Raw genomic sequence first — 21,331 nt, forward strand, 5'->3', positions numbered from 1 at the left:
TAGGGCTCTTTTTTTTACCATTCTTCTTTTAAGGAAAAAGTAGATAGGATTTGGTTTGAACCGGATATCGTTTCAACGACGAGGGTGATGGGATCGGTTCCTGCGAGTTCCAAGTCTAAAAGTTCAGCTGAAGCAAGCACACGGTTTCCTCCACCACCGGCAGCAACCCCCTTAAACACACTGATCCCTCCCACAGGAATGCCGGGGGTTAAATTCACCTCTAACGATGTCTCATTGACTGGAATTCCAGGAACTGCTCCATAAGCACCTGCCACTGTACCACCTAGAATCACTTCATAAAACAAGGGAGCTGTAGGAGCGAGGTCAAGGCTCTGTAACTTTACGCTCACCGAATTGGTACGATTCGACCCGGCAGGGAAGATCGGTTTTCTTCGAAAGCTGATCAGCGCCTGTGTACCAACTGCAGGGGTGGTATTTCTGGATGCCGCCGTAATTCGAAACTCAGGATTTACATTACCTAAGATGCTGTACTGCCTGCCCGATACCAGGAGTTCCAAAGGGTTGTCAGGTGTTCCTCCATTATCAGCCTCTCCCCGCAGTGGCAGGTTCGGATCCGTAAAACTTGTTTCCATCACAGGTTTATACCGGTGCACCGTGACTACATCCTGGGCAAGAGTGTCCGGATCCTGGACAACTACCCGAAACTCAATGACTCCATACCCATACCAAGTAAAAACAATTTGAAAGATGTTTCCGTCCGATAGATTCAACGTTAACCCACTCGGACCTGTACCATCCAACGGATCAATATTCCAATTCGTTTGATAGATGATTAAGTCATTAGCTACTGGCGGAGGAGACGGATTCTGCCTGCGGATGGCTACAAAAATACCAGTACTATCCACTCCGAAGAAAGCCCCGTTTTGATCGTCAAACAACCCCCACCTCATAACCTGATCGCCGGTAGGGACACTGTCTGTTCGAACACCGATTCCAGCTTCTGCTGCAAAACCTGCTAAATAGCGCCCGCGTTCAATGCTTTGTAAATAGGAAACATCCCCTCCAGCCGCTCCTGTCGTAATCACGTATTCGACCGAATTATTCGTCACTGTTCCTACAGTTATATCCCTTAATTCACTTAATCCATAAACAGACTTCAACTCTACGATTGAATTTTTTTCTGCTACTCTCAACTCATTAAATTGTGAATTCAACTTTGGTCCAATATTCGTAAGAGTGGAAGATTCAACATTTTCCACAGTACTTACACAGATGCACCTTCCGTCATATCCACAATAGGAACAACACGCCATATTAACACACCTTTTAGCTTTTTTATTACTATATTCAAAAGGTAGTTGCACGTGTCCATGCTTATCTATTTCACATAATATATCTTTCTGAAAGATTCAAAATCTATGTAAATCCCCAATCAAAACTTCGATCACTACATAAAATGCTACAAAGTGACTGTGTAAGGAGGGCTTTAAATGGTGAGATGTTGGTGTGAGGAGAACGGGGACATGTTCTACTCTGATGATTTTTGTGGAAACTTCACGATTGATTGCGGGGAGGAGCCGGAGTCTGTATGGGAGTCTGAACTTGTAGTCACAGGGACAGTCAGTGTATATTACGCCAAAGGATGCAGCGATGGATTACTGGTTACCATTCTCTTAGATGGAAATCTCCAGCAGTCCTTTATCGTTCCTTTAGCCATAGAAAGTGCTTACGGAAACACGCGGTCTTTCACTGTTCGGGAATTCAACGAAATTCAGATTACCTGCATTGGAGAGGGAGAGCAGAGCTGTGCAGGTACTTATTGTATCAATGCCCACTACTTCAGAAATCAAGAATCGTGAAAATATAGAAAGGAAAGGGGAGAGATGGTATGAATGTGAGAGAACAACACGGCCTGCAAGTTCAACAAGTGTATGATTGGGTTACTCTGCCTCTCTCTTTTCGTAAAACGATTTGCCTCCCAATCCCCCAAAGAAAAACGACCGATGAAATTTGTGGGAATTTTTCAGAGCTAACAGATGAATTTACCACATTATGGGAAACGGATGTAAATCATGTTTCAGGCAGGCTGACTCTTTCGCTATTCAAAGGCACCTTCGCTGACATCACTCTCTCTATTAACGGGACGATTGTTTCAACAGGAAGCGGAAAAACGTTTACACAGGTCTTCAATACCCTAACAAGCATTGAAGTCAAGAGTGATTCATTATCAGACATAGAAGGAAGGTATTGTCTGGACTTGGAATACCCTTTAAGAGATAAAGGGCAGGAATTAGAGTGTAACTCAGACCAAATGACGGACAACTGTTATTTATCAGACGCTACCGGGAATCCGCTCAGCTTAGAAGATGCTGTTCAATGCCGTGAAGTCGGCAGCAGAAAGAGCGTCCCTATAACTCTTCCAACACAGCAAGCGGTCATCCTGCAACAACTCCGCATTCGTTTTGAGGGATACATCAGTTTCCAGACTTCTGCAGGGAAGTGCTTATGTGTCGTTCCTTTTTGCATCGTTCGTGAGATTCTCCTTTGCGCCCCGGAAGGAACACAAATTTCATGTCAGACGTTACTTGCAGATTGTCTGATCCAGCCCTCTTCAAATAATCCGAATTGTATAGATGTCCAATTGGAATTGTGTGAATCCATACAAGTATGGAAAGACGTTACAGTGGTTTTAGAAGCTGATTATTGTACACCTCGAAGGAGTTAACCTTTTATACTAAATTATGATTCGAATGGAACCAATCTCCTCATAATTCTGGGGTCAAGGGGAGTAAAGATGATCTCTTAACTCTCTGACTGTATTCACCTTGATCACCTTATCCTGGAACTCCTGATACTCTTGAAAAAAATGCGGCTTCCCATTCTCTTCAAAATACTTATTCCATTTAAACATTTTGAGAAAAATTCTAAAGGTAGGGGTATAATGGGCCTTCTCCAACCGTAATTTTTGTAAAATGAACCGTTTAATGATGCGGTACGTTCGGACGGAATAGTTGGTATCAAGGAAAATGATAACATCCGCATGACGGAAGCTATCTTCCACCCACCATTCATTATGAACGCCTTCCACAATCCACCCCTCCGAGCAAGCCACCTGTTTCAAATATTCAGCCCGCTCCTCCTCTGTCCTCCGTATATCTCCAGTCTGATGCCTTTCCCAAACCACATTATCCAGCTCATAATAGGGAAGCTCCCATTCGTTAGATAGTTTTCTGGCGAGTGTCGTTTTCCCGCTCGCAACGGAACCTATGATATGAATTTTCTTTATATCTCTCACTAAACTCCCCCTTTACGGTTAAACAATGAACTTTGTAAACCAGGCGATATATTTTGCACCGGGAATGAAAACGAGTTGGGCCAGCAGCGTTCCGAACAATCTGGATGTGATCATCATAAGCGATACATTTTTCAGTTTGCGGTAATCTCCTTTTTTATTGATGACATCGTCTGCCATAACAGAGATTTTAGGATCGACGAAAACGACTAATAGAATGGTCGCGATTCCGTTAATCAACCCGGAAGCCATGATCACTGTAGATGCTCTCTCCGGTACCAATAGAGCTGCATATAAGGCAGATAATACACCCACAGTATAAATCGATGTGACCAGCATATTGATGAAGAACAACCGCTTCGGGATCTGTTCTAAAGAAAAGCCCTTCAAATAGCTCCTTTTTGGGAGATGGATTTGATGCAGCCCTCTCTTTATGTATTCGATGGAAAACATCATCCGAAACAAAGAAGGAATCGATCCTCCCTTTTCTGATAAACGAATGATGGAGCGAGAGAACAAGGCCACAAAGGTTGGCAGTAGAATCATGCCTATGATTGTTCCTACAGTGGATGCTCCCAGGATGGCTCGATATTGACTTTCAACAAATGGAAGAGGATTTGCCGAAGGGGCTGTGTCAATCAAACTTCCCGTAAACGGCTGCTGCATCATATTGGCCATCCTTGAAACGATGACCATCAAATTGAACAGAGATAATGCGGAAGCGATCAATCCCACCCTGGCCCCTGATAATCGCACCGCATAAGCCAGGGTTTCTATGGTATGGATCACTAGAATGAATAAAGCAATATAGAGAACTTTCACTGTAACAAATTCCATACTACGACTCCTCATCCTTACATATGCATGCCTCCTTAGAGGAAGACTTCAACTGAAATGACCGAAATCCACAAAAGGACACTTCATTTAATCATCATTGCAGAGCAATGCTTCCATACTTATTCGTGCACCGCTTTAACAGGAATCCATACTTCCTCCACAGCTTCAGGATCAGCTGGATGATAGTCAATGGTGAAGCGTTCGAAATGCGCCCTGTCATCCAACTCATAGGCAGAAGCTGGCAGCCACTCTTCAAATATGTACTGTAACGTTTGATTGAAACGATTGGCAGGACCTTGATGCAAAAATACGGCATACAACCCTCCCTTTAAAACAAGGGTTTCCATCCCTTCGACTTCTTTATGATTTCGTGACAAAACCTCCACAGCCGCCCATTTTATGAAAGGGGTGGAAGGGTGAAATCGTTTTGGATCAAATCCTTGATCAAACACTTTCAGGTTGTAAAGCTTTTCATCCACATGATTCGAAATGGATTTCCGGTGAGGCATAAAACTTTTCCAAAGCTCCTGGGTAGCGTCTTCATCCAGGGTCATCCGCATTGATTTACCGACCATTCTCTTTTCCTCCAGTTCAATCATTTTCGGTTCCATTCATTCACCTCCCTTTCCTTTACTTTTGCACCATTCGAACTCATTCTACATCGGATGCCAGAATCCTCCATTGAACCTATTCAATACATCATAAACCAATAAATATTTTATAAAAAGACTGAGTATCAAACATTCCCACTGAGATGATCATCAATATTCAGAAGGGCAATATCTGCCTACTCTGTTGAATGTATTGACTTAAGTCAATGTGGAGTTTCGCAGCTTGGAATAAAATAAAATCAAACAGACAAGGAGGTTTATAATGAAAACAGCTAATAGAAAGGAAGATTTCCAACCAAAACCGGCAATAATAGCGGGAGTAAATTTGATGCTGATGACCATTGCTGCTTTCTTCTCCTATGGATACGCGCACAGCTCATTGGTCATCTACGAAGATGCAGCAAAAACGCATGACCTCCTGCGGTCTTCACTATCCTTATTTCATATGGAAATCGCCGGCTGGGTCGTTATTATTCTTACAGACCTCATCGTAGCCTGGGCGCTTTATAAAGTCTTGAAACCTATTCATTCCCTTTACGCATTACTGGCAGGAGTTCTCCGTCTCTCCTACACGATCATCCTTGCCACGGCTGTCTTCCATCTGTTGATTGTAAGCCGGTTTATTCTAGACAACTCAGGTACAGGGGAACACGTGATGACCAACCTTCTTCTTTTTGAAAAATTCTGGTCAATAGGACTGATCGTATTCGGATTTCACTTGATCATAGTGGGCTTTGTGGCTCTAAAAGCTCCTTTTATTCCTAAATGGATGAGTATTTTGTTAATCATAGCGGGAGGAAGCTATACTTTGATCCATTCCATGTACAATGGACTTCCTCAATATGAAACTATAACAGCTACCATGGAGATCATTTTAAGCCTTCCCATGATGATTGGCGAGTTAGGATTCGGGATCTGGCTGTTCATCAAAGGAATCCAGAATCTACACACTTCCAGATCTTCATATTTGGGAGCTTCCTAACCGCTTCTTGATGCGGCTCAGGGATTCAGGCGTTATTCCCAGGTAGCTGGCCAGCTGATGCTGTGGTACCCTTTGTAACAATTCCGGTCTGTTTTCAAGAATGGATTGATACCGCTCTTCTGGAGTGGATGAAATGAATGCCGCAAAATGATCATGGATTTCAGCCATGTCGCCCTCCACCATTTTGAGAATCATCGTTTCAAGACCTGGATTGGTGTCGTACACCACCTGCTCTTCAGATAAATCACCTACGACCAGGACACAATCTTCGAGGCATTCCAATGAATATTTGGAAGATTGATCTGATCCATGCTTATTGAAGATGGTTACACTCTGTTCTTCGGTATAAAAATCTACGGTCGATTCTTTTCCTGATTCGTTCACAGCAAACTTCCGGATACAACCTTTTAAAATAAAGAAACACTGTTCAGGAATCTCACCCTGTTGCAACAACACCGTCCCTTTATTGAATGGAGCGATAACGACATCAGAAGCGATCTTATCCAATTCCGCTTCACTCAGATCACTATATTTTTTCATATAGTTGATGAGGATCTCCTTCATAAGCCTTTTCCTCTCCGTCTTTTCTTTCATACTAATATAGAAACTTCATTCTCTTGTGGGAACATTCTTCCTTTCTATTGGCTCTACAAGCAGGCGATGTTAAAGTGAAGTGTCAGTCTCCTCTTTCCTGACTCTCTAATAAATGCTCTTCCAACATCAACCGCACCAGTTCTGTAGAATAATCACCCAGCGTAAAATAAAGAATCATCGTGATCGATAGATACGTTTCATCCAACTTTAAAGAACAAGTGAGAGTAGTGTCCTTGCAGGTTTAGAGGACAATCGCGTGATAAAACTTTTGTATCCAAGGGGGATAGGTATGGACCTGTTTTTATTTATTATCATCATTGTTGGCTTAACCTTCCTATTTTTAGGCTTTGTCATCCACTTCGACTTAAAAAAGAAGAAACTCGAACTGGAGGAAAAAAAGGTGGAGTTGGAAAAACTAAAGCTGGAACTCAGCAATCAAGGTCAAGGCGAAGAATAAACAAGCCTTTCCTATCCTTTTGATTTTACAGCCAATGGTTCTCCAGCCTTGACGGAACGTTGTGTTTTCAAATCCGGCTGAAACTTCACTTTTCCATTTTCAAACAAAAGCACCACGGTTGAACCGAAACTGAAAAAGCCGACTTCTTCTCCTTTTCTCAGCCTGGAGTGAGGGTGGGTCCATTCAATGGTATTGACCCACATGGCACCTACTTTAATGAGTGCCATGTACATCCCTTCCTCCAGCTTCAATTCTGTAATGATACGATAATTGGTTGATATTGGTGATTCACCCATGGTTAATCCCCATTTGTTTACAGGGGAAGACTTCCCACCAAGGTCAAACTGTTTTTCAACAACGGCCTGAGCTGGAGAATGAATCCGGTGATAGTCGCTCGGGCTGAGATACAAAACCAGAAACAACCCATTCCTGTAGCGTGTAATCATTTCCTGATTCCGCAGCAAGTCTTGGATAGAATAAGAGATTCCTTTCACTTGAATCATCTTATCCTGTACTTCACCGAACTGCTCCACGCTGGCGTCCACAGGACTTACAATTTCCTCTTCCAAACCCTTCACGGGCCGTGCGCCTTCTTTCAATTCTCTGATAAAAAACTCCTCCAATGAGGTGAAATCCTTCAATGGTTTATTCAATTCTCCCGTAGGAATTTCAAATAGTTTCACGTAAAGAGGAATCAACCGCCTGCTTAAGGAAGAACGGCTTAATTTATGTATAAACCTGCCAACCGTTTTGGAATTGAACATACGAATGATGCCCCGATATACATACGTTTTCACTAGACTCCCCCTTAACATGAATAGTCATCCCCCTGGACTTTCAACGCTGTTCGCTTGGAATTAAAGTATAAATGCATTGCGTTTCACCAAATCGAGTAATCGTCTTATCTAATTTCATCCCTGCTTTTTCTAAGAGCCTGCAGGAAAAAATATTGGCCATCTGTGTTTCTGCCGTGAGTTTTTGGAGGTTGAGCTCATGAAAAGCATAAGCTGCGACTTCTTTCACAATTTCTGAGCCGTACCCTTTCCCCCACCAACGGGGCAGAAATTGATAGGAAAGCTCGATATTCTCTCCATCATGATGAGGATCAAGGGAAACGAAACCGATAAAATGTCGAGTGCCTTTCTCCCGGACTACTAAATACAAAGAGTTTCCATCTGAGTTCTGGATGCCATCAAAAAGCGCAGGAAGGCTTGCCTCATCACGCGGGCCTCCGAGGTACTTCCTGACTACTGGACTTAAGTAAAGCTCTTTGACTTCTTCAAAATCTTTCTTCTGTATCTCTTTCATCACTGTTCGATCTGTCGTTATCACATTCATCCTCCCCTTTACTTCTGTTCATAATTGGGTAATGAAATGATCCTTCTCTTGCTTATAGGACGCTTCTATTATGTAAAAAGTTACAATTCACTGGACTTTTTTTCCAACATAAAGAAAGAAGCTAAATACTCCAAGGAATGTTTAGCTCCTAAAAATCGTGGATCATACATTATAAAACGTTCTTCTTCCCCTATTTACTGAATAATGCTTTCCTTGTCTTTGGCCCCACGATTCCATCAGCTTCCAACCCTTTTGAAGCTTGAAACTTCTTCACAGCTTTTAAGGTCTGCGGACCAAAACTTCCATCAGCCGTTATCCCGAGCTTCTTCTGAAGAATGACCACGGAAGCGCCTCTGCTTCCATACCTTAACGTTTCATCAAAGAATTCGTAGCCTGCAACTGCTTTATTGACTCCCACTCCATATTTTTGTGCTAATGCCGTGAATGAGGAAGAGGAATTTGTGATATAAACAGGGATATTTTTATCCGCACGTTCAAACAACCAGATGACATCTTCGTTATACATGCGAATACAACCACTGGAGGCGTAGGTTCCGATGGAAGATGGTGCATTCGTTCCATGGATGCCGTACATATTTCCAGAGGTATGCCCCCAGTCACCCGGGACTTTTATGCCAAGCCATCTTGCACCTAGAGGGTTCCTGGGGTCACCACCTGGGATGCCTTCTTTATACCATGGCCTGTTTTTCACTTTATTGACAAGAGAAAACTTACCTTCCGGCGTCATAGCTCTCGTTCTTCCTGTTGCTACAGGAAACACTTTCTGAAGGGTTCCACCTTCATAAAAAGCCAGTTGATTATTACTTTTGTTAATAATAATGGCTTCCTTCTCAGCAGCCTCCGCCGGCTTTACCATCAAACATGATCCCAGTAACAACATCGCAAGTATGAACACAAGTTTTCTAATCCCCATTTTCTTTCCTCCATTACTCCCTTAATGAATATGGCAACATTATACTCCCGGGAGCGAGGCAATCCTTGTCGAACGGAGCTGTCGAAATAAAGAAATTTTCTAGAAATTAAAGAAGGGCGGCTCCATGAGCCCCCTTCCATGCCTTCCTATAGTTCCGCCTGTAAAACAACTTCACCTTCAGGAAGCTGGTTATTCGGTTGTGGTTCTTTGGTGATGGCGATCGCATCCCAGGATTTCTGATTTTCTTCATCAATCCGGAAAGTAACCGCACCGTTACCTTCCCCATCTGTTGTAAAAGCACCGGCCGGTTCAGGATTTTCCCCTTCAATCAGCCACACTTGATAGACCTGGTCCCCTTCAAGTTGACTCAACTCTTCCACTTGGACAAGCAGTTCAGAACCGATGCTGCGATCAACAAGGGTCGCGACTCCGGATCCTGCTTCACCTGTCGAGGCAAGCTGCGTCCGCTCGGTTGGTGTCACCGTATCTCCATTCTCACTTTCACGATCCTCGAGTTCAGATAGAGCGACTTGGAGATCGGAAAGGTTCGACTCAAGATCTTCATTTTGTGTAGAAAGCTCTTGAAGCTGCAGTCCTGCAAAAATATTTCCACCTACAGACAGGAGGAGACCTGCGGCCAATGCACCAGCCCAAACCTTCCACTTGTTCAGCTTTTCAGGCGAAATCATGGTGGGCTGTCTTTCTTCTGTTTCATAGGTTTGTTCTTCTTCATCCTTGAAGACACCATCCAAAACACGTTCTCGCATACCGGCGGGAGGTGCCGCTTCTTTCATATAGGCAGGGAGGTCTCCCATCAGGTTCTCCAATTCCTGCACTTCTTCCTGACAGTCGGGACACTCCCGTAAATGCTGTTCGAATTCTTTTTTCTCTCTTTCTGTTAACTGGTCATTCAAATAATCAAGGACATTCTCGCATTGTTTGTCATTCATCGGTGGTCCCCCCCTTTCTCATCCAAATGCTCGCGCAATTTTTTCAATGCGAGCCGGACCCGTCCTTTGACTGTACCAAGGGGAATGTCACATTTCTCAGCGATTTCCCGTTGTGATAATCCCTGGAAATAAAAAAGGCAGATCATACGTTGTTGTTCGTCCGGTAATGTGTCGATGGCATTCCGCAACTGATCGCGTTCCTCTTTATCTGTGACGACTTCCTCGACACCGGGCATTTCTTCATGCACAGAATCTCTTTGATCCCATTCCACTTCCTGGACTTTCTTTTTTCTGATCAAGTCGATGGAAGCATTTCTCGTGATGGTCAACAGCCAGCTTGAGAACTTGCCGCGTTCCTTCACATAATGACCTGCTCCTTTGCCTCTCCACAACTTGATGAAAACATCCTGCATCACTTCTTCTGCGGCCTGCTGATCCTTCATCATTCGATAAGCAAAAGAATATAATAATTTCTCATATCGGTTGTAGAGGGTTTCGAGAGCAGCTTTATCTTGATTACGGATTTGTTCGTAAAGCTCATCGTCCGTCGGTTTGCTCATTCAAATTCCCCTTTTTATGCCATGGTCTCTTTAGTATATCTTTTTAAAGGAGATTCTTCACGTTTCACAAAGCATACGAAAAGAAAAGGGGATTGGATCATTTTTTATATAATTCTCCTGCCCATGTTTTGCAGCTCTACAAAAAACACCCTGAGCAGGTGTTATCATTGATTCTCGTATTTTAAATAATTATAGTGCGTAGTTGGTATTCTATTGACGACCTTTCCATCTCGATCTTTGTAAACTTCGTACTCTCGATAAGCTTCCACTTTCGTTCCATCCACCACCTTCGTCCCCTCATAGACGAGTTCCAACTCCAGATTCATAGTGGTACCATGTTCCCCCTGTGCCACAGCTTCTGTTTCACTTTCTTCCGTACTGATCGGATAATGGGAGGGCTCCTCTGGTTTCATTCGGGGAGACTCCATATAACCGATCAAAGCAAAAATTCCTAAAAGGATTAAGAAAGGATACATCTTCTTCATAAGATCGACCTCCACAAAAGTCTATGTACAAGCATCTTATGCATGCGCTCATAAAAAAGGAACTCCCCGGCATGGAAAGTTCCTTTTTCCTATACATTTAGTAGTGAAAGCCACCATGACTATGGTGATAACCTCCGTACCACGGGTTGTAACTCCCATGTCCTTGATGATATCCATAGCCGGGCGAGTAGGTGCTGTGCCCGTGTTCATAGCCGTAACCTGGAGAATATGTCCCTTGACCATGGTGATATCCGTAACCGGGAATGTACGTGCCGTGGCCATGATGGTACCCATACCCAGGGATATAGGTGCCGTGACCATGATGATAGACTCGATCCAAACCGATCGCCCCTTCCTTTACCTCTCATTAGCCTATGTAAAGCGGAATGTGTTGGTCTGGGCAATTTTTTTATAAAAAAATAGACACGCTCTTATAGAAAGAGCGTGTCTACCCCATTATTTAGCTTCCAAATTTACATTATCGATATAGATATCATGGGAATCTGCAAATTGTCCCATTAAGAATTTCAAAGATGCGACATCATCTTTACCCATCTCAAACTCAAACTCATAACGCTCCATGTCTTCAGTTAAAGAGACCTTTTGACTGAGGAAGCGTGTATAAGCCGCGTTCTCGATCGTCACCTCGATTTCTCTAGCTATGGTTGATCTAGCATCAAAAGATAAGGTGTAGGTCCCCCCTTTGCTAAGAACAAGACCAGGCTGCTCGGCTAAAACACTCCATGTTTCATTGCCCGCATTTTCAATCGCTACTTTGAGTTCTTCATCCACAACGTCAATATTCGCACTCGCATCAAAGTGAATATAATTGGACCACGATTCCATTCCTTGTGAAAAATCACCATTTTGGAAATTGATCGGAGCAACGGTTACTGACGTTTGAATCATACGAACGTTATCTAACGTTACATCCCCGTCTTCTCCCCCTAAAAGAAATCTCAGCTGGCCGACTTCACCAGATAACTCCTGAGGCAGTTGGAATTCCAACGTATGACTCGACATTTCTTTCGTCAAAGAAACCGCTTCTTCACTGAAGTATTGGACAGAACCATCTTCACTGACCACTTCTAGTTGAAGGCTTCTTGCTTCTGATGCCTTCGCATCGAAGGTCAATTCGTATTCTTGATTCTCAGCAAGCGGAATGCCGCCTTGAGTAAATAGGATGTCTTCGGTTTGTTGTCCGGAATCTTGAACGGTAATTTCAGCTTTTCGCGTCGACTCCGGTACAACGACACTCGCATCCGCACCATTTTGCGAGGACAGTTCCCAATAGTTGAGACGCGTCATATCCCCCTGGTCGAAAGTACCGTTATAAATGAGATTGCCATCACCGAGAGCCGGCTTCGAAGTGTCCTCTCCGACTTGATCGGTAATATCCTCCACACGCACATTGCCAATCCATACAGGTGCTATACCATTACCACCCAGATTGAATTCCAGACGCGCGGCTAAATCTGTATCCTGTTTGAACGTAAATGTGTAGTCATAAGACTGAAGGTTCTCGGTCAATTCCACCGTTTTTTCACCAGAGTAATTCGCATAACCTCTTTCGGCTCCACCGGATACTTTTGTCATGATGTTCCGGGTCGTATTGGATTTTGCATCAAACGACACCTTGTACGTGTGTCCTTTTAGAACCGGAAGCTTTTGAATTTGCTGCAAAGACCACAGCGCATTTCCCGGATTTATAATTTCCGTTTTCGCAAAATTTTCTCCATCTACATCTTCAATGGTCAGATTTCCTTGCCCTTGGAAATCAGGAAGCTTAAGGAAATTCCAATAAGTTGGATCGAGCGTTTTTTCTGGGGAATCTACCACAGTTATCTCTTTTTCGTAATTCTGATCATAAATGAAGTTCCCATCTTCTAATGGCTGCTTGGCATCTTCCGGCAGTGTCTCCTCCTCCACGACAGGTTCGACCGGTTCTCTGTAATCTCTTCCTGTCAATTCATACACTCGCACATAGTCGACTTCCATTTTGCCTGGGAATTCTGTCGTTTCATCTGGATCACCGCCGTACCATCCACCGACGGCAAGGTTCAGGATCATGTAGAATTCCTGATCAAATGGTGCAGGGTACGCATACTGTTCCCCTTGATTTGTCCCTTTACTGAACCAATCATTCAAGGTTTGGTAAAGTTCTCCATCTACGTACCAGCGAATCTCTCCTGGTTCCCATTCGACGGAATACGTATGATAGTCGGTAAAGTCTTCTCCTTCAGGGAAGTGATACTCTTTACCTGTGTACGTATTATTCGGCCATTCTTCACCATAGTGAATCGTTCCTCCGATGTTACTCGTGTCGCCCCCAGCGGCTTCCATAATGTCGATTTCTCCGGAAGTCGGCCACGGTCCATACACATCATCCTCCGGCATCATCCAAAATGCCGGCCAGAAACCTTGACCTTCAGGAAGTTTCATTTTCGCTTCGAATTTTCCGTACTTCTTACTGAAGAGACCTTTGGTTTTCAGTTTAGCAGATGTATAATCATAGCTTCCAAACTCATCTGTAACCGGTTCTTCTTCCTTCTTCGCTTTGATGACTAAGTGGCCATCTTCGGTATAGGAGTTTTCACTGGAATCGGTATAATATTCTTTCTCATTGTTACCCCATCCAGCAGCGACACCCTCTCCATTTTCATCAACAATCCAGTTACCGATGTCATACGTCCACTTGTCTGAATCGATTTCTTTTGCTAAAAATTCATCGTTCCACACTAGCGACCAATCCGAAGCCTGGTCTGCAGCATCGTATACGATAACTTTGTTCAAGTCAGTATCCACTGTAGACACTTCATTTTGAATCTTTTCGTTAATATAAACCGTACCGGAAACGGTTACATTTTCCAGAAGGATATTCTCACCGTTGGCAATGATCAAATCACCACCGAAAGTAGAATCTGAGATCGTTACACCGGAGGCATTGATCCATCCATTGCCTTTGATGTCCTGACCTGTGTATTCTCCTTCTTCATGATAGTAAGCATCTACGAATCCACTCACTAATTGAAAGACGTCTTTACGTTTCACCGGCTTACTGGAATCGTTCCAGTCACCCAGTTTTTCTTCCAGTTGATAAGGAAGAAATTCAGTTAAAACGTTCTTCGCTTCCTCCTGCTTTATGGCAGAACGAAGGTTGATATCGGAGCCAGCTGCTTCTTTTGTTTTTTGAACAGCTTCTTCCTCATCCACACCAAACCAATGACTTAATACAACAGAATACTCTTCATAACTCATGGAGGCGTTTTCATTTTTCTTGTTGTTTAATCCATCGAACAGTCCCGTTTCATACCATCCTTGTCCAGTAGCCTTTTTGCTGTCTGACTTTTCAGCCTGCACAGACGTGAAACTTCCTAAAACGATAAACAGCACCATAAAACAATAAAAGGTTTTCTTCAATCTGTCTCCTCCTTTGATATTTAAAAACTAGGTGTGATTATCCTCTATGATGATTTTCTTGACTGAACACCTTAATCATTCAACGATAGGTTCCAATTTCGAGACTGTCGGTTGGAGAGTGTAGCGGCTGATTTCATCCAGTAATGGAAGGAGGGAATACTCCCTCCTTATTAAACTGTTGATTACGAAACCGGTTTCCATATCGATCAAAAAATTTTATCTTTCAAAGCTGTGATTTTCCACCGTGTTCTTGTACCAATAGTAACTATCTTTTCTTGTGCGTTCGAACGTCTCGAAATTCACATGAATGATTCCGAATCTTTTCTCATAACCTTCTGCCCATTCGAAATTATCAAGAAGTGACCACACGATATACCCGACGATTGGTACGCCAGCTTCTATTGCGCGGTTTAGAGCAGTCAGGTGTTGTTTAAGGTAATCCACACGTTCTTTGTCGTGTACTTTTCCATCTTCTGCTACCTCATGGTTATAGCAGGCGCCATTTTCCGTGATGTAAATAGGGACATCCCCGTATGTCTGATGAAGATCTGTAAGGGTCTTGTAAAAGCCTTCCCCATAAATCGGCCAGCCGATATCTGTGCGGCGTTCATCGAGTGCGATTTCTTCGACTTGGAACAATCCGCCGTCTTCCTTGTAGCGGCCAAGACTTCCTGAATAATAATTAATCCCCATCATATCGATTGGCTGGGAGATGATTTCAAGGTCGCCCTCTTCCATGTTCAAGTTTGCATTGTGCTCAGCAAACAAATTCACCAGAGTTTCTGGATATGTACCTTTGAACACGGGATCCATAAACCATTCCTTCTGCCACATCATCCCGCGTTTACACGCATCTACATCATCTTGTTTCGGGCTGTATGGCTCAAGCCAACCCATGTTGGGGGCATATCCGATTTCTCCATCCGGAACGAGCGTGCGGAACGATTGGACCGCTTTCCCGTGAGCGAGCAACAAGTGATGGGAAACATCAACAGCCGCTTGCAAACTCGTTTTTCCTGGAGCGTGGACACCTTCATAGTTTGATAAGAAGGATGCACACCAAGGTTCGTTGATCGTCAGCCACTTTTTCACCTGACCGCCGAACTCCTGGAACATCGCGTTTGCATAAGCCAGGAATGCCTCAGTCGTTTCACGGTTTTCCCAGCCACCTTTTTCCTGAAGTACTTGAGGAAGATCCCAGTGATAAAGTGTAATCATCGGCTCAATTCCGTTATCAATCAGTTCCTGAATCAGGTTTCGATAATACTCGACACCTTCCGGGTTCAGTTCTCCTGTCCCTTCAGGAATGACACGGGACCATGAAATTGAAAAGCGATACATGTCGACACCTAGATCCTTCAAGTGCTGGACATCTTCTTTATACATATGGTAGCTGTTGCAGGCGTGATCGCCATGATCGCCGTTCTTCACATTGCCGGGGGTATGGGAGAACACATCCCAAATGGATGGTGTGCGTCCTCCTTCCTTTGCGGCTCCTTCAATCTGGTAGGAAGCTGTCGCTGCTCCCCATTTTAATTTGTCAGGAAATTGAATCGTTGTCATTGCCTTTACCTCCAGTTAATCTTTAGGAGTCTAGCGTTCTTTCGTAGATGCACGTGGTACCAGCTCCGGGTCCACTTTGACATCCTGGATGTCGTGATCATCCTTGATCAAATCTTCCAGCATGTACGCCGCTAGTTTTCCTAGTTTTTGTTTATCTTGCTTTACAGTCGTCAGTGGTGGATCACTGTAACGGCAGGCCTCGATATCATCGCAACCGACCAATTGGATATCTTCGGGAACCGACAATCCTTCTTCCTTGATGGCTTTCAATGCGCCTAGGGCCATCATATCGGAAGCTGCGAACACCGCGTCCGGAAGCTGGTCTCCTTTCAGAATTTCCTTCATTCCTTCATATCCACTTTCTTCGAAAAAGTCGCCGTAATAGATCCAGTCTTTATGGATTGGAAGTCCGAATTGGTTCATGGCATCAATAAAGCCGATGTTCCGGATACTTGACACGAGGGAATCCTGCTTCCCTCCGATGTACGCGATCTTGCGGACTTTGTTCAAATAAAGATACTCCACGACTTTCGCACCGATTTTTGCGTTGTCTGTCATAATGTAGCTGGACCTCGGACCCTCGAGCTTCAAGTCAATCCCAATGCAGGGAATCTCACTTTTCGCAATGTCATGAACGGCCTCTTCAATTTCATCACCAGCGATGACCAGGCATCCATCGACATGGAAATGCTTACACCTTTCCAGGTACTTGCTTTCCCCTTTATAAAATTTCTCATTTGAGAAGAGCAGCAAGTCATACCCTAATGCCCCTACGGCTCTTTTAAATGAATTGACGACTTCATTGAAAAAGGGGTGGGTAAAATCGACATTAATCTTACCGGCATAAATCAAACCGATCAGATTCGATTTTTTCGTAGCCAGAGACTTGGCTGAAAATGTAGGTTGATATTTTGTATCTTCGATAATTTTATAGACTTTCTTCCGCGTCGATTCACTGATGCCTCCATAATTGTTGATGATTTTAGAAACAGTGGCTGGAGAAACACCTGCCATTTTTGCTATGTCACGTATTGTTAAATCCATATCTTGTTCTCTCCTTAAAAAGCTAGCCGCTCTGTGATTACCATCTATTGTATCAACAATTCATAGAGGTTGGCATAAGATTTACTTGATCGACCCTTCTGTAATACTTGAAATGAACCAGCGATTGAAAATCAGGAAAATGATGATCAATGGAACGGTTGCCCAGAAGACACCTGAAAGCAGCATGCCGAAGTCAACACGGAACGCGTTGTTCAATGAAGCAAGCGCTACTTGCAATGTATAGGATGCTGGGTCACGCAATACGGTAAACTGCCATAAAAATTCTCCCCATACAAGCGTGAATACGATGATTCCTAATGTTGCAAACGCCGGCTTGATGATCGGAAGAACAATGCTACGGAAAATTCTGAAGTTCGAGCAACCATCCAGTTTCGCCGCTTCCATCAACTCATCAGGTACAGACTCGCTGATGTATTGGCGCATTAAGAAGATGCCCAATGGATTCAGTAAGAACAGCACGCCTGCCCCAAGCAACGTATCCAACCATCCTAATTGAGAAACCAGATAGAACTGTGGAATCAATCCCAACTGAGGAGGGATAACCATAGTCAATAGAATCAGGATGAAGAAAAAGTTTTTTCCTGGGAACTCGAATTTTGCAAAGGCGAACCCGGCCAGAGAACTGATCAATAATACCGCGATGGTGACCGTGGTACATAAAAGGATCGTATTCCACATGGCCTGAAAGAATGGAATCGTATCCAGGACTTTCATGAAGTTTTGGACTAGTTGGTCACCCGGCAGGAGTGTCGGTGGAATGGAGTTGTAAGCGGCACTCGGCCTGGTCGCCATGACGAACATCCAATAGAACGGAAAAATGGATAAGATGGAGGCGATCCATAAGACGATGTAAACGGGAAGCGTCCCTTTTTTCAAACCTTTAGATTTTCTCATTTCTTAAACGCCCTCCTTTTCTGCTTACGACCGACACCAGAAGTCAACCACGTATTCAAGGCTGCTGCACCGACAATGATAATGAGTAACAATACAGCTGTTGCTGATGCTGTACCGAATGAACCTAAGTTGAAGGCATCACGATATAGATACATAACGACCGTCATGGCTTCATCACGGTTGAAAGCAGAAGACCCCAGGAATACCGCTGGTTCCGCGAACAATTGCAAGGCACCTACGGTAGACATGAAAACCGTCAGGATGATGAATGGTTTCAGCATCGGAATGGTAATATGAAAGAACTGCTGAACCTTGCCGGCACCGTCGATGGTTGCTGCTTCATACAAGTCTTTCGGGATACTTTGCAAACCTGCTAGATAGATGATGGTGTTATAGCCGACCCATCGCCAGAAAACCATCAAGGAAATCGCGATTTTCGCTCCCCACTCGGACGTTTTCCAGCTGACAGGATCTACTCCGAATAGACCGATCACATAGTTAGCCAGAGCTGTCTCACTACTACTGAAAAACACACCGAACACTAAAGCCACGGCTACCATGGAAGTGATGTACGGCATAAAGATTGTCACACGGAAAAAGTTCGTGAAACGGATGACGGCCATGTTCAGGAAGTAGGCCAAAATAATTCCTACGATCAATTGTGGAGCTGTTCCCATTAAACCGATGATGACAGTGTTATAAAGAGATTTCCAAAACAATGGATCCTGAAGGACGACCACAAAATTCCTCAATCCAACAAAGTCCATCTCCCCGAGACCATTCCAATCCTGAAAGGCCAATACGATACTGAAAATAGCTGGATAGAGACCGATGATTCCAAAAATGATGAAAAAGGGTGCAATATATAAATATCCAGACAGCATATCTTTTTTCTTTTCAGACATTTGGGTAGTGGATTTCACTTTTGAGGCATGCTGACGTTTTTGTACGTTCTCCACTCTATTCCCTCCTTTATGTAGGAGGGCCGGATGGAAGCCATCCAGCCCTTAAAACCTTTAGCGACTCACTAAACCTTCAATACGTTCGACAGCTGCTTCCCATTCTTTTTCAGGGTCTGCACCTTCCTGTACGTTTCTTAGAGCCGTCAATACTTCATTGTTCACGGTTACATATTTCGGTCCTTTGTAGACTTCAGGAATATCTTTTGCCGCTTCTGCGAAGTAAGCAGCTGTGTTCTGTCCACCGAAATACTCATCAGAGTTGTTCACGAATTCTTCCATTTCATAAACTTCTGGAGCAGATGGGAACAATCCACTTTCTACGAAGGATTCTAATTGGTTCTCAGGAGAAAGCATCCATTTAGCGAATTTGTAAGCTTCTTCACTATGTTTCGTTTCAGAAGGAATCGCTACATAAGAACCTCCCCAGTTTCCGGCGAAGTCTGTTGGAAGTGTCGTAACTCTCCATTTACCTGCGCCTTCTGGTGCGTTTTCAGTCATGTAACCTTTCAACCAGGCCGGTGCCATTTCTACAGCAAATCCACCTTGGTTCAAGGCATTCGCCCACTCCGGTGTCCACATTTCGAATGAACCTACGACACCTTTATCATGTAGTTCAACCGCATAGTCATACGCTTCTTTTACTCCGTTATCTGCTTCACCGATCAATAGTTCACCATCACGGTTGAAGTAGCTGACTTCAAGTGCATCCATGTTTGCACGGAATGCCATTTCCATACTGTCGACCATTGGTTTTCCTGTTTTATCCAAAACGGTGGTCGCTGCATCTGCAAATTGTTCAGGAGTGGAAATCATTTCACTGACTTTATCAGGATCTGTCGGTAGTCCAGCTTCTTCAAATACTTCTGTGTGGAAGTACATCGCTTTCGGACCTATGTCTGTCGGTAAGCCGAACAAGAAATCTCCTTCTCCATTTTCAGCCATCTTCCATTTCCAATCTAAGTATTGATCCTGGATCTCATCCGCACCTAAGTCGTATAAGTTAACAAAGCGATCCTGCGCTTCGCGGTAACGGTCCAACTGATCGACTTCGATCATCGTCAAATCCGGAGCCCCTGTTCCAGCTGAAATCGATGTGAACAAGCTATCGTGGTGATCGCCAAGCTCAGAGTTTTTGATATTGATTTTGACATTTGGATTCTCTTTTTCATATTCTTTCGCTAAATCTTCATAGTTGGTAGCACCGAAAACCCAGAAATCAAGGGTGACTTTGCCTTCACCATCACCTGAAGCCGAGTCTTCCTCGCCACTGCTACACGCATAAAGGAACATCGATAAGACTAACAACATAACGACGAATAAATTCTTTTTCACTTTCACCATTCCTTTCGTATTCCTGTCTAATTTCTCTTCCCCCTACACTAACGAAACCGGTTTCGTTAATGTTTAAAAAAAATCAATTGATTTAGTAGGTTAGCTTGATTATATCGACAAATGTATCCGTTTTCAATGGTTTTTTTAAATTTTTTCACAATTAAACCTAGTTTTTTAGTAAACCGGTTTCCTTATATTTCATATGAAGGATTTATTTCGTTTATTACATGGAACAGTTCCTTAGACGCATTTCTTGTCATAACAGCATGAAAGCGGATGAAAAGGGAATAGAGTACTATAAGCCAAAAACATCGAGGAGGAAAGAAATATGTTATGGCTCTTGCTATTAATTCCGATCGTATTGATCGCTCTCTCCCTCTACTTCGCCCGAAAAAGAAAAGCTCAGCCTCATGTCAATATGGCCAATGAAGACAAAAAAGCTTATGAAGAAATATATTATGACCAGGGAGCTGCCAAAAAATCAGCCGACCCTAAACATACGAAACCTTTTTAAAAAGCACAAAAAACGGAAGCTCTTCAGCTTCCGTTTTTCAATGCTCATGAGAGGAATATGGATCTTCACCCAGCAGAAACCTTTCCAAATCCTCAATATGGGGGGTTCTGAAAACAATCTCTTCGGTATCTAATACGATAAATTGTGGCAGCTCCTCAATGTTCAAAAGTTTTTTATAATCATAAGGTTCCTCCGGTACTTCCTTTAGAACGTTGAAAGAATAGAGTCTGCTCTCCCAGACTTCCGGATCGCTGAACATTTGGTTGATTTCGCTTTGGAAGGCTTCCAAAGAATCCTTTTCACTATTAAATGCCAGCACACTATAACGACCTTCAACCCCTGACACTATCTCATCCATCAGCTCATCTTTTTCTGAGCTGCAACCGGTAAGAAGGACAAACACACCAAACATACAAACGAGAAACTTCCTCAAGTTCTCTCTCCCCTTTATGGAACGAACTCTATCAATCCTTCTATTAAGAAAAAGGCTTACCTTCCAAGTGACGTTTATTTTGTGAGGATGTTGAAAAGTCACAAAAGTTTCCTGGGACCTTTTTAACGCCCACAATAAAAAGATATG

The 21,331-nt window shown here is 43.5% G+C and carries 24 protein-coding genes; 5 read left to right on the forward strand and 19 right to left on the reverse strand.

The window, feature by feature from the left end; all coding sequences use genetic code 11:
• Positions 1-14: 14 nt before the first annotated feature.
• A complete protein-coding gene (locus J0K78_RS04480) occupies positions 15-1,274 on the reverse strand; it encodes a hypothetical protein (protein WP_206945586.1) in 1,260 nt (419 codons plus the stop codon).
• Positions 1,275-1,451: 177 nt separating this feature from the next.
• Here J0K78_RS04480 and J0K78_RS04485 point away from each other — a divergent pair, with 177 nt between their 5' ends.
• Both J0K78_RS04485 and J0K78_RS04490 read left to right on the forward strand, forming a co-directional pair.
• Positions 1,452-1,820: a DUF3992 domain-containing protein gene (locus tag J0K78_RS04485; RefSeq protein ID WP_206945587.1), complete on the forward strand. Its 369-nt coding sequence runs from the start codon at positions 1,452-1,454 to the stop codon at positions 1,818-1,820.
• A gap of 29 nt (positions 1,821-1,849) precedes the next feature.
• Entirely contained in the window at positions 1,850-2,686 is an 837-nt protein-coding gene (locus J0K78_RS04490) for a BMQ_0737 family morphogenetic spore coat protein (RefSeq protein ID WP_206945588.1), read from the forward strand.
• A gap of 54 nt (positions 2,687-2,740) precedes the next feature.
• Here the strand turns inward: J0K78_RS04490 and J0K78_RS04495 are convergent, their stop codons facing one another.
• The 3 genes from J0K78_RS04495 to J0K78_RS04505 form a co-directional block, all read right to left on the reverse strand.
• Positions 2,741-3,256 (reverse strand): P-loop NTPase family protein, encoded by a 516-nt coding sequence (locus tag J0K78_RS04495; RefSeq protein ID WP_206945589.1) that lies wholly within the window; start codon positions 3,254-3,256, stop codon positions 2,741-2,743.
• Between the two features lie 18 nt (positions 3,257-3,274).
• Positions 3,275-4,090, reverse strand: coding sequence for a lipid II flippase Amj family protein (locus tag J0K78_RS04500; protein ID WP_206945590.1), 816 nt, complete (start codon positions 4,088-4,090; stop codon positions 3,275-3,277).
• Between the two features lie 119 nt (positions 4,091-4,209).
• The gene (locus J0K78_RS04505; RefSeq protein ID WP_206945591.1) at positions 4,210-4,701 is read right to left on the reverse strand and encodes a GyrI-like domain-containing protein; all 492 of its coding nucleotides are present in this window, start codon (positions 4,699-4,701) and stop codon (positions 4,210-4,212) included.
• Between the two features lie 262 nt (positions 4,702-4,963).
• Between J0K78_RS04505 and J0K78_RS04510 the strand changes: the two genes are divergently transcribed.
• Positions 4,964-5,683: a DUF4386 domain-containing protein gene (locus J0K78_RS04510; RefSeq protein ID WP_206945592.1), complete on the forward strand. Its 720-nt coding sequence runs from the start codon at positions 4,964-4,966 to the stop codon at positions 5,681-5,683.
• Here the strand turns inward: J0K78_RS04510 and J0K78_RS04515 are convergent.
• Positions 5,663-6,247: a Crp/Fnr family transcriptional regulator gene (locus J0K78_RS04515; protein WP_206945593.1), complete on the reverse strand. Its 585-nt coding sequence runs from the start codon at positions 6,245-6,247 to the stop codon at positions 5,663-5,665. The two genes, J0K78_RS04510 and J0K78_RS04515, sit on opposite strands and share 21 nt — an antisense overlap.
• 319 nt (positions 6,248-6,566) lie before the next feature.
• On the opposite strand from J0K78_RS04515, the gene J0K78_RS04520 reads away from it, so the two are divergent.
• Positions 6,567-6,734 carry a hypothetical protein gene (locus tag J0K78_RS04520; protein ID WP_206945594.1) on the forward strand — a complete coding sequence of 56 codons (168 nt, stop codon included), beginning with the start codon at positions 6,567-6,569 and terminating at the stop codon, positions 6,732-6,734.
• Between the two features lie 11 nt (positions 6,735-6,745).
• Here J0K78_RS04520 and J0K78_RS04525 read toward each other — a convergent pair whose 3' ends face one another.
• The 13 genes from J0K78_RS04525 to J0K78_RS04585 form a co-directional block, all read right to left on the reverse strand.
• Entirely contained in the window at positions 6,746-7,531 is a 786-nt protein-coding gene (locus J0K78_RS04525) for a phosphatidylserine decarboxylase (RefSeq protein ID WP_206945595.1), read from the reverse strand.
• A gap of 40 nt (positions 7,532-7,571) precedes the next feature.
• On the reverse strand, positions 7,572-8,072 hold the full coding sequence (locus J0K78_RS04530; RefSeq protein WP_206945596.1) for a GNAT family N-acetyltransferase: 501 nt from the start codon (positions 8,070-8,072) through the stop codon (positions 7,572-7,574).
• A gap of 190 nt (positions 8,073-8,262) precedes the next feature.
• A complete protein-coding gene (locus J0K78_RS04535; protein WP_206945597.1) occupies positions 8,263-9,006 on the reverse strand; it encodes a L,D-transpeptidase family protein in 744 nt (247 codons plus the stop codon).
• Positions 9,007-9,152: 146 nt separating this feature from the next.
• On the reverse strand, positions 9,153-9,956 hold the full coding sequence (locus tag J0K78_RS04540) for an anti-sigma factor (RefSeq protein WP_206945911.1): 804 nt from the start codon (positions 9,954-9,956) through the stop codon (positions 9,153-9,155).
• Complete coding sequence (locus tag J0K78_RS04545) at positions 9,953-10,516, reverse strand: RNA polymerase sigma factor (RefSeq protein WP_206945598.1); 564 nt, start codon at positions 10,514-10,516, stop codon at positions 9,953-9,955. The genes J0K78_RS04540 and J0K78_RS04545 overlap by 4 nt, the downstream gene beginning before the upstream one ends.
• Before the next feature lie 164 nt (positions 10,517-10,680).
• Complete coding sequence (locus J0K78_RS04550) at positions 10,681-11,001, reverse strand: hypothetical protein (protein WP_206945599.1); 321 nt, start codon at positions 10,999-11,001, stop codon at positions 10,681-10,683.
• 97 nt (positions 11,002-11,098) lie between these two features.
• Entirely contained in the window at positions 11,099-11,341 is a 243-nt protein-coding gene (locus J0K78_RS04555; protein WP_242517692.1) for a hypothetical protein, read from the reverse strand.
• Between the two features lie 116 nt (positions 11,342-11,457).
• Positions 11,458-14,421 carry a carbohydrate binding domain-containing protein gene (locus J0K78_RS04560; RefSeq protein ID WP_242517693.1) on the reverse strand — a complete coding sequence of 988 codons (2,964 nt, stop codon included), beginning with the start codon at positions 14,419-14,421 and terminating at the stop codon, positions 11,458-11,460.
• 216 nt (positions 14,422-14,637) lie between these two features.
• On the reverse strand, positions 14,638-15,984 hold the full coding sequence (locus J0K78_RS04565) for a GH1 family beta-glucosidase (RefSeq protein WP_206945600.1): 1,347 nt from the start codon (positions 15,982-15,984) through the stop codon (positions 14,638-14,640).
• A gap of 30 nt (positions 15,985-16,014) precedes the next feature.
• Positions 16,015-17,028, reverse strand: coding sequence for a LacI family DNA-binding transcriptional regulator (locus J0K78_RS04570; RefSeq protein ID WP_160915704.1), 1,014 nt, complete (start codon positions 17,026-17,028; stop codon positions 16,015-16,017).
• Between the two features lie 81 nt (positions 17,029-17,109).
• Positions 17,110-17,943: a carbohydrate ABC transporter permease gene (locus J0K78_RS04575; RefSeq protein WP_206945601.1), complete on the reverse strand. Its 834-nt coding sequence runs from the start codon at positions 17,941-17,943 to the stop codon at positions 17,110-17,112.
• Positions 17,940-18,848, reverse strand: a complete 909-nt coding sequence (locus tag J0K78_RS04580) for a carbohydrate ABC transporter permease (RefSeq protein ID WP_206945914.1) — start codon at positions 18,846-18,848, stop codon at positions 17,940-17,942. Before J0K78_RS04580 ends, J0K78_RS04575 begins: the two co-directional genes overlap by 4 nt.
• A 111-nt stretch (positions 18,849-18,959) precedes the next feature.
• Positions 18,960-20,246: an ABC transporter substrate-binding protein gene (locus tag J0K78_RS04585; protein ID WP_206945602.1), complete on the reverse strand. Its 1,287-nt coding sequence runs from the start codon at positions 20,244-20,246 to the stop codon at positions 18,960-18,962.
• Positions 20,247-20,565: 319 nt separating this feature from the next.
• Between J0K78_RS04585 and J0K78_RS04590 the strand changes: the two genes are divergently transcribed.
• Positions 20,566-20,751, forward strand: a complete 186-nt coding sequence (locus J0K78_RS04590) for a hypothetical protein (RefSeq protein WP_206945603.1) — start codon at positions 20,566-20,568, stop codon at positions 20,749-20,751.
• Positions 20,752-20,788: 37 nt separating this feature from the next.
• Here J0K78_RS04590 and J0K78_RS04595 read toward each other — a convergent pair whose 3' ends face one another.
• A complete protein-coding gene (locus tag J0K78_RS04595; protein WP_206945604.1) occupies positions 20,789-21,184 on the reverse strand; it encodes a hypothetical protein in 396 nt (131 codons plus the stop codon).
• Between the last annotated feature and the right edge of the window lie 147 nt (positions 21,185-21,331).

This window comes from Halobacillus sp. GSS1, assembly GCF_017307035.1.
GTDB lineage: Bacteria > Bacillota > Bacilli > Bacillales > Halobacillaceae > Halobacillus > Halobacillus litoralis.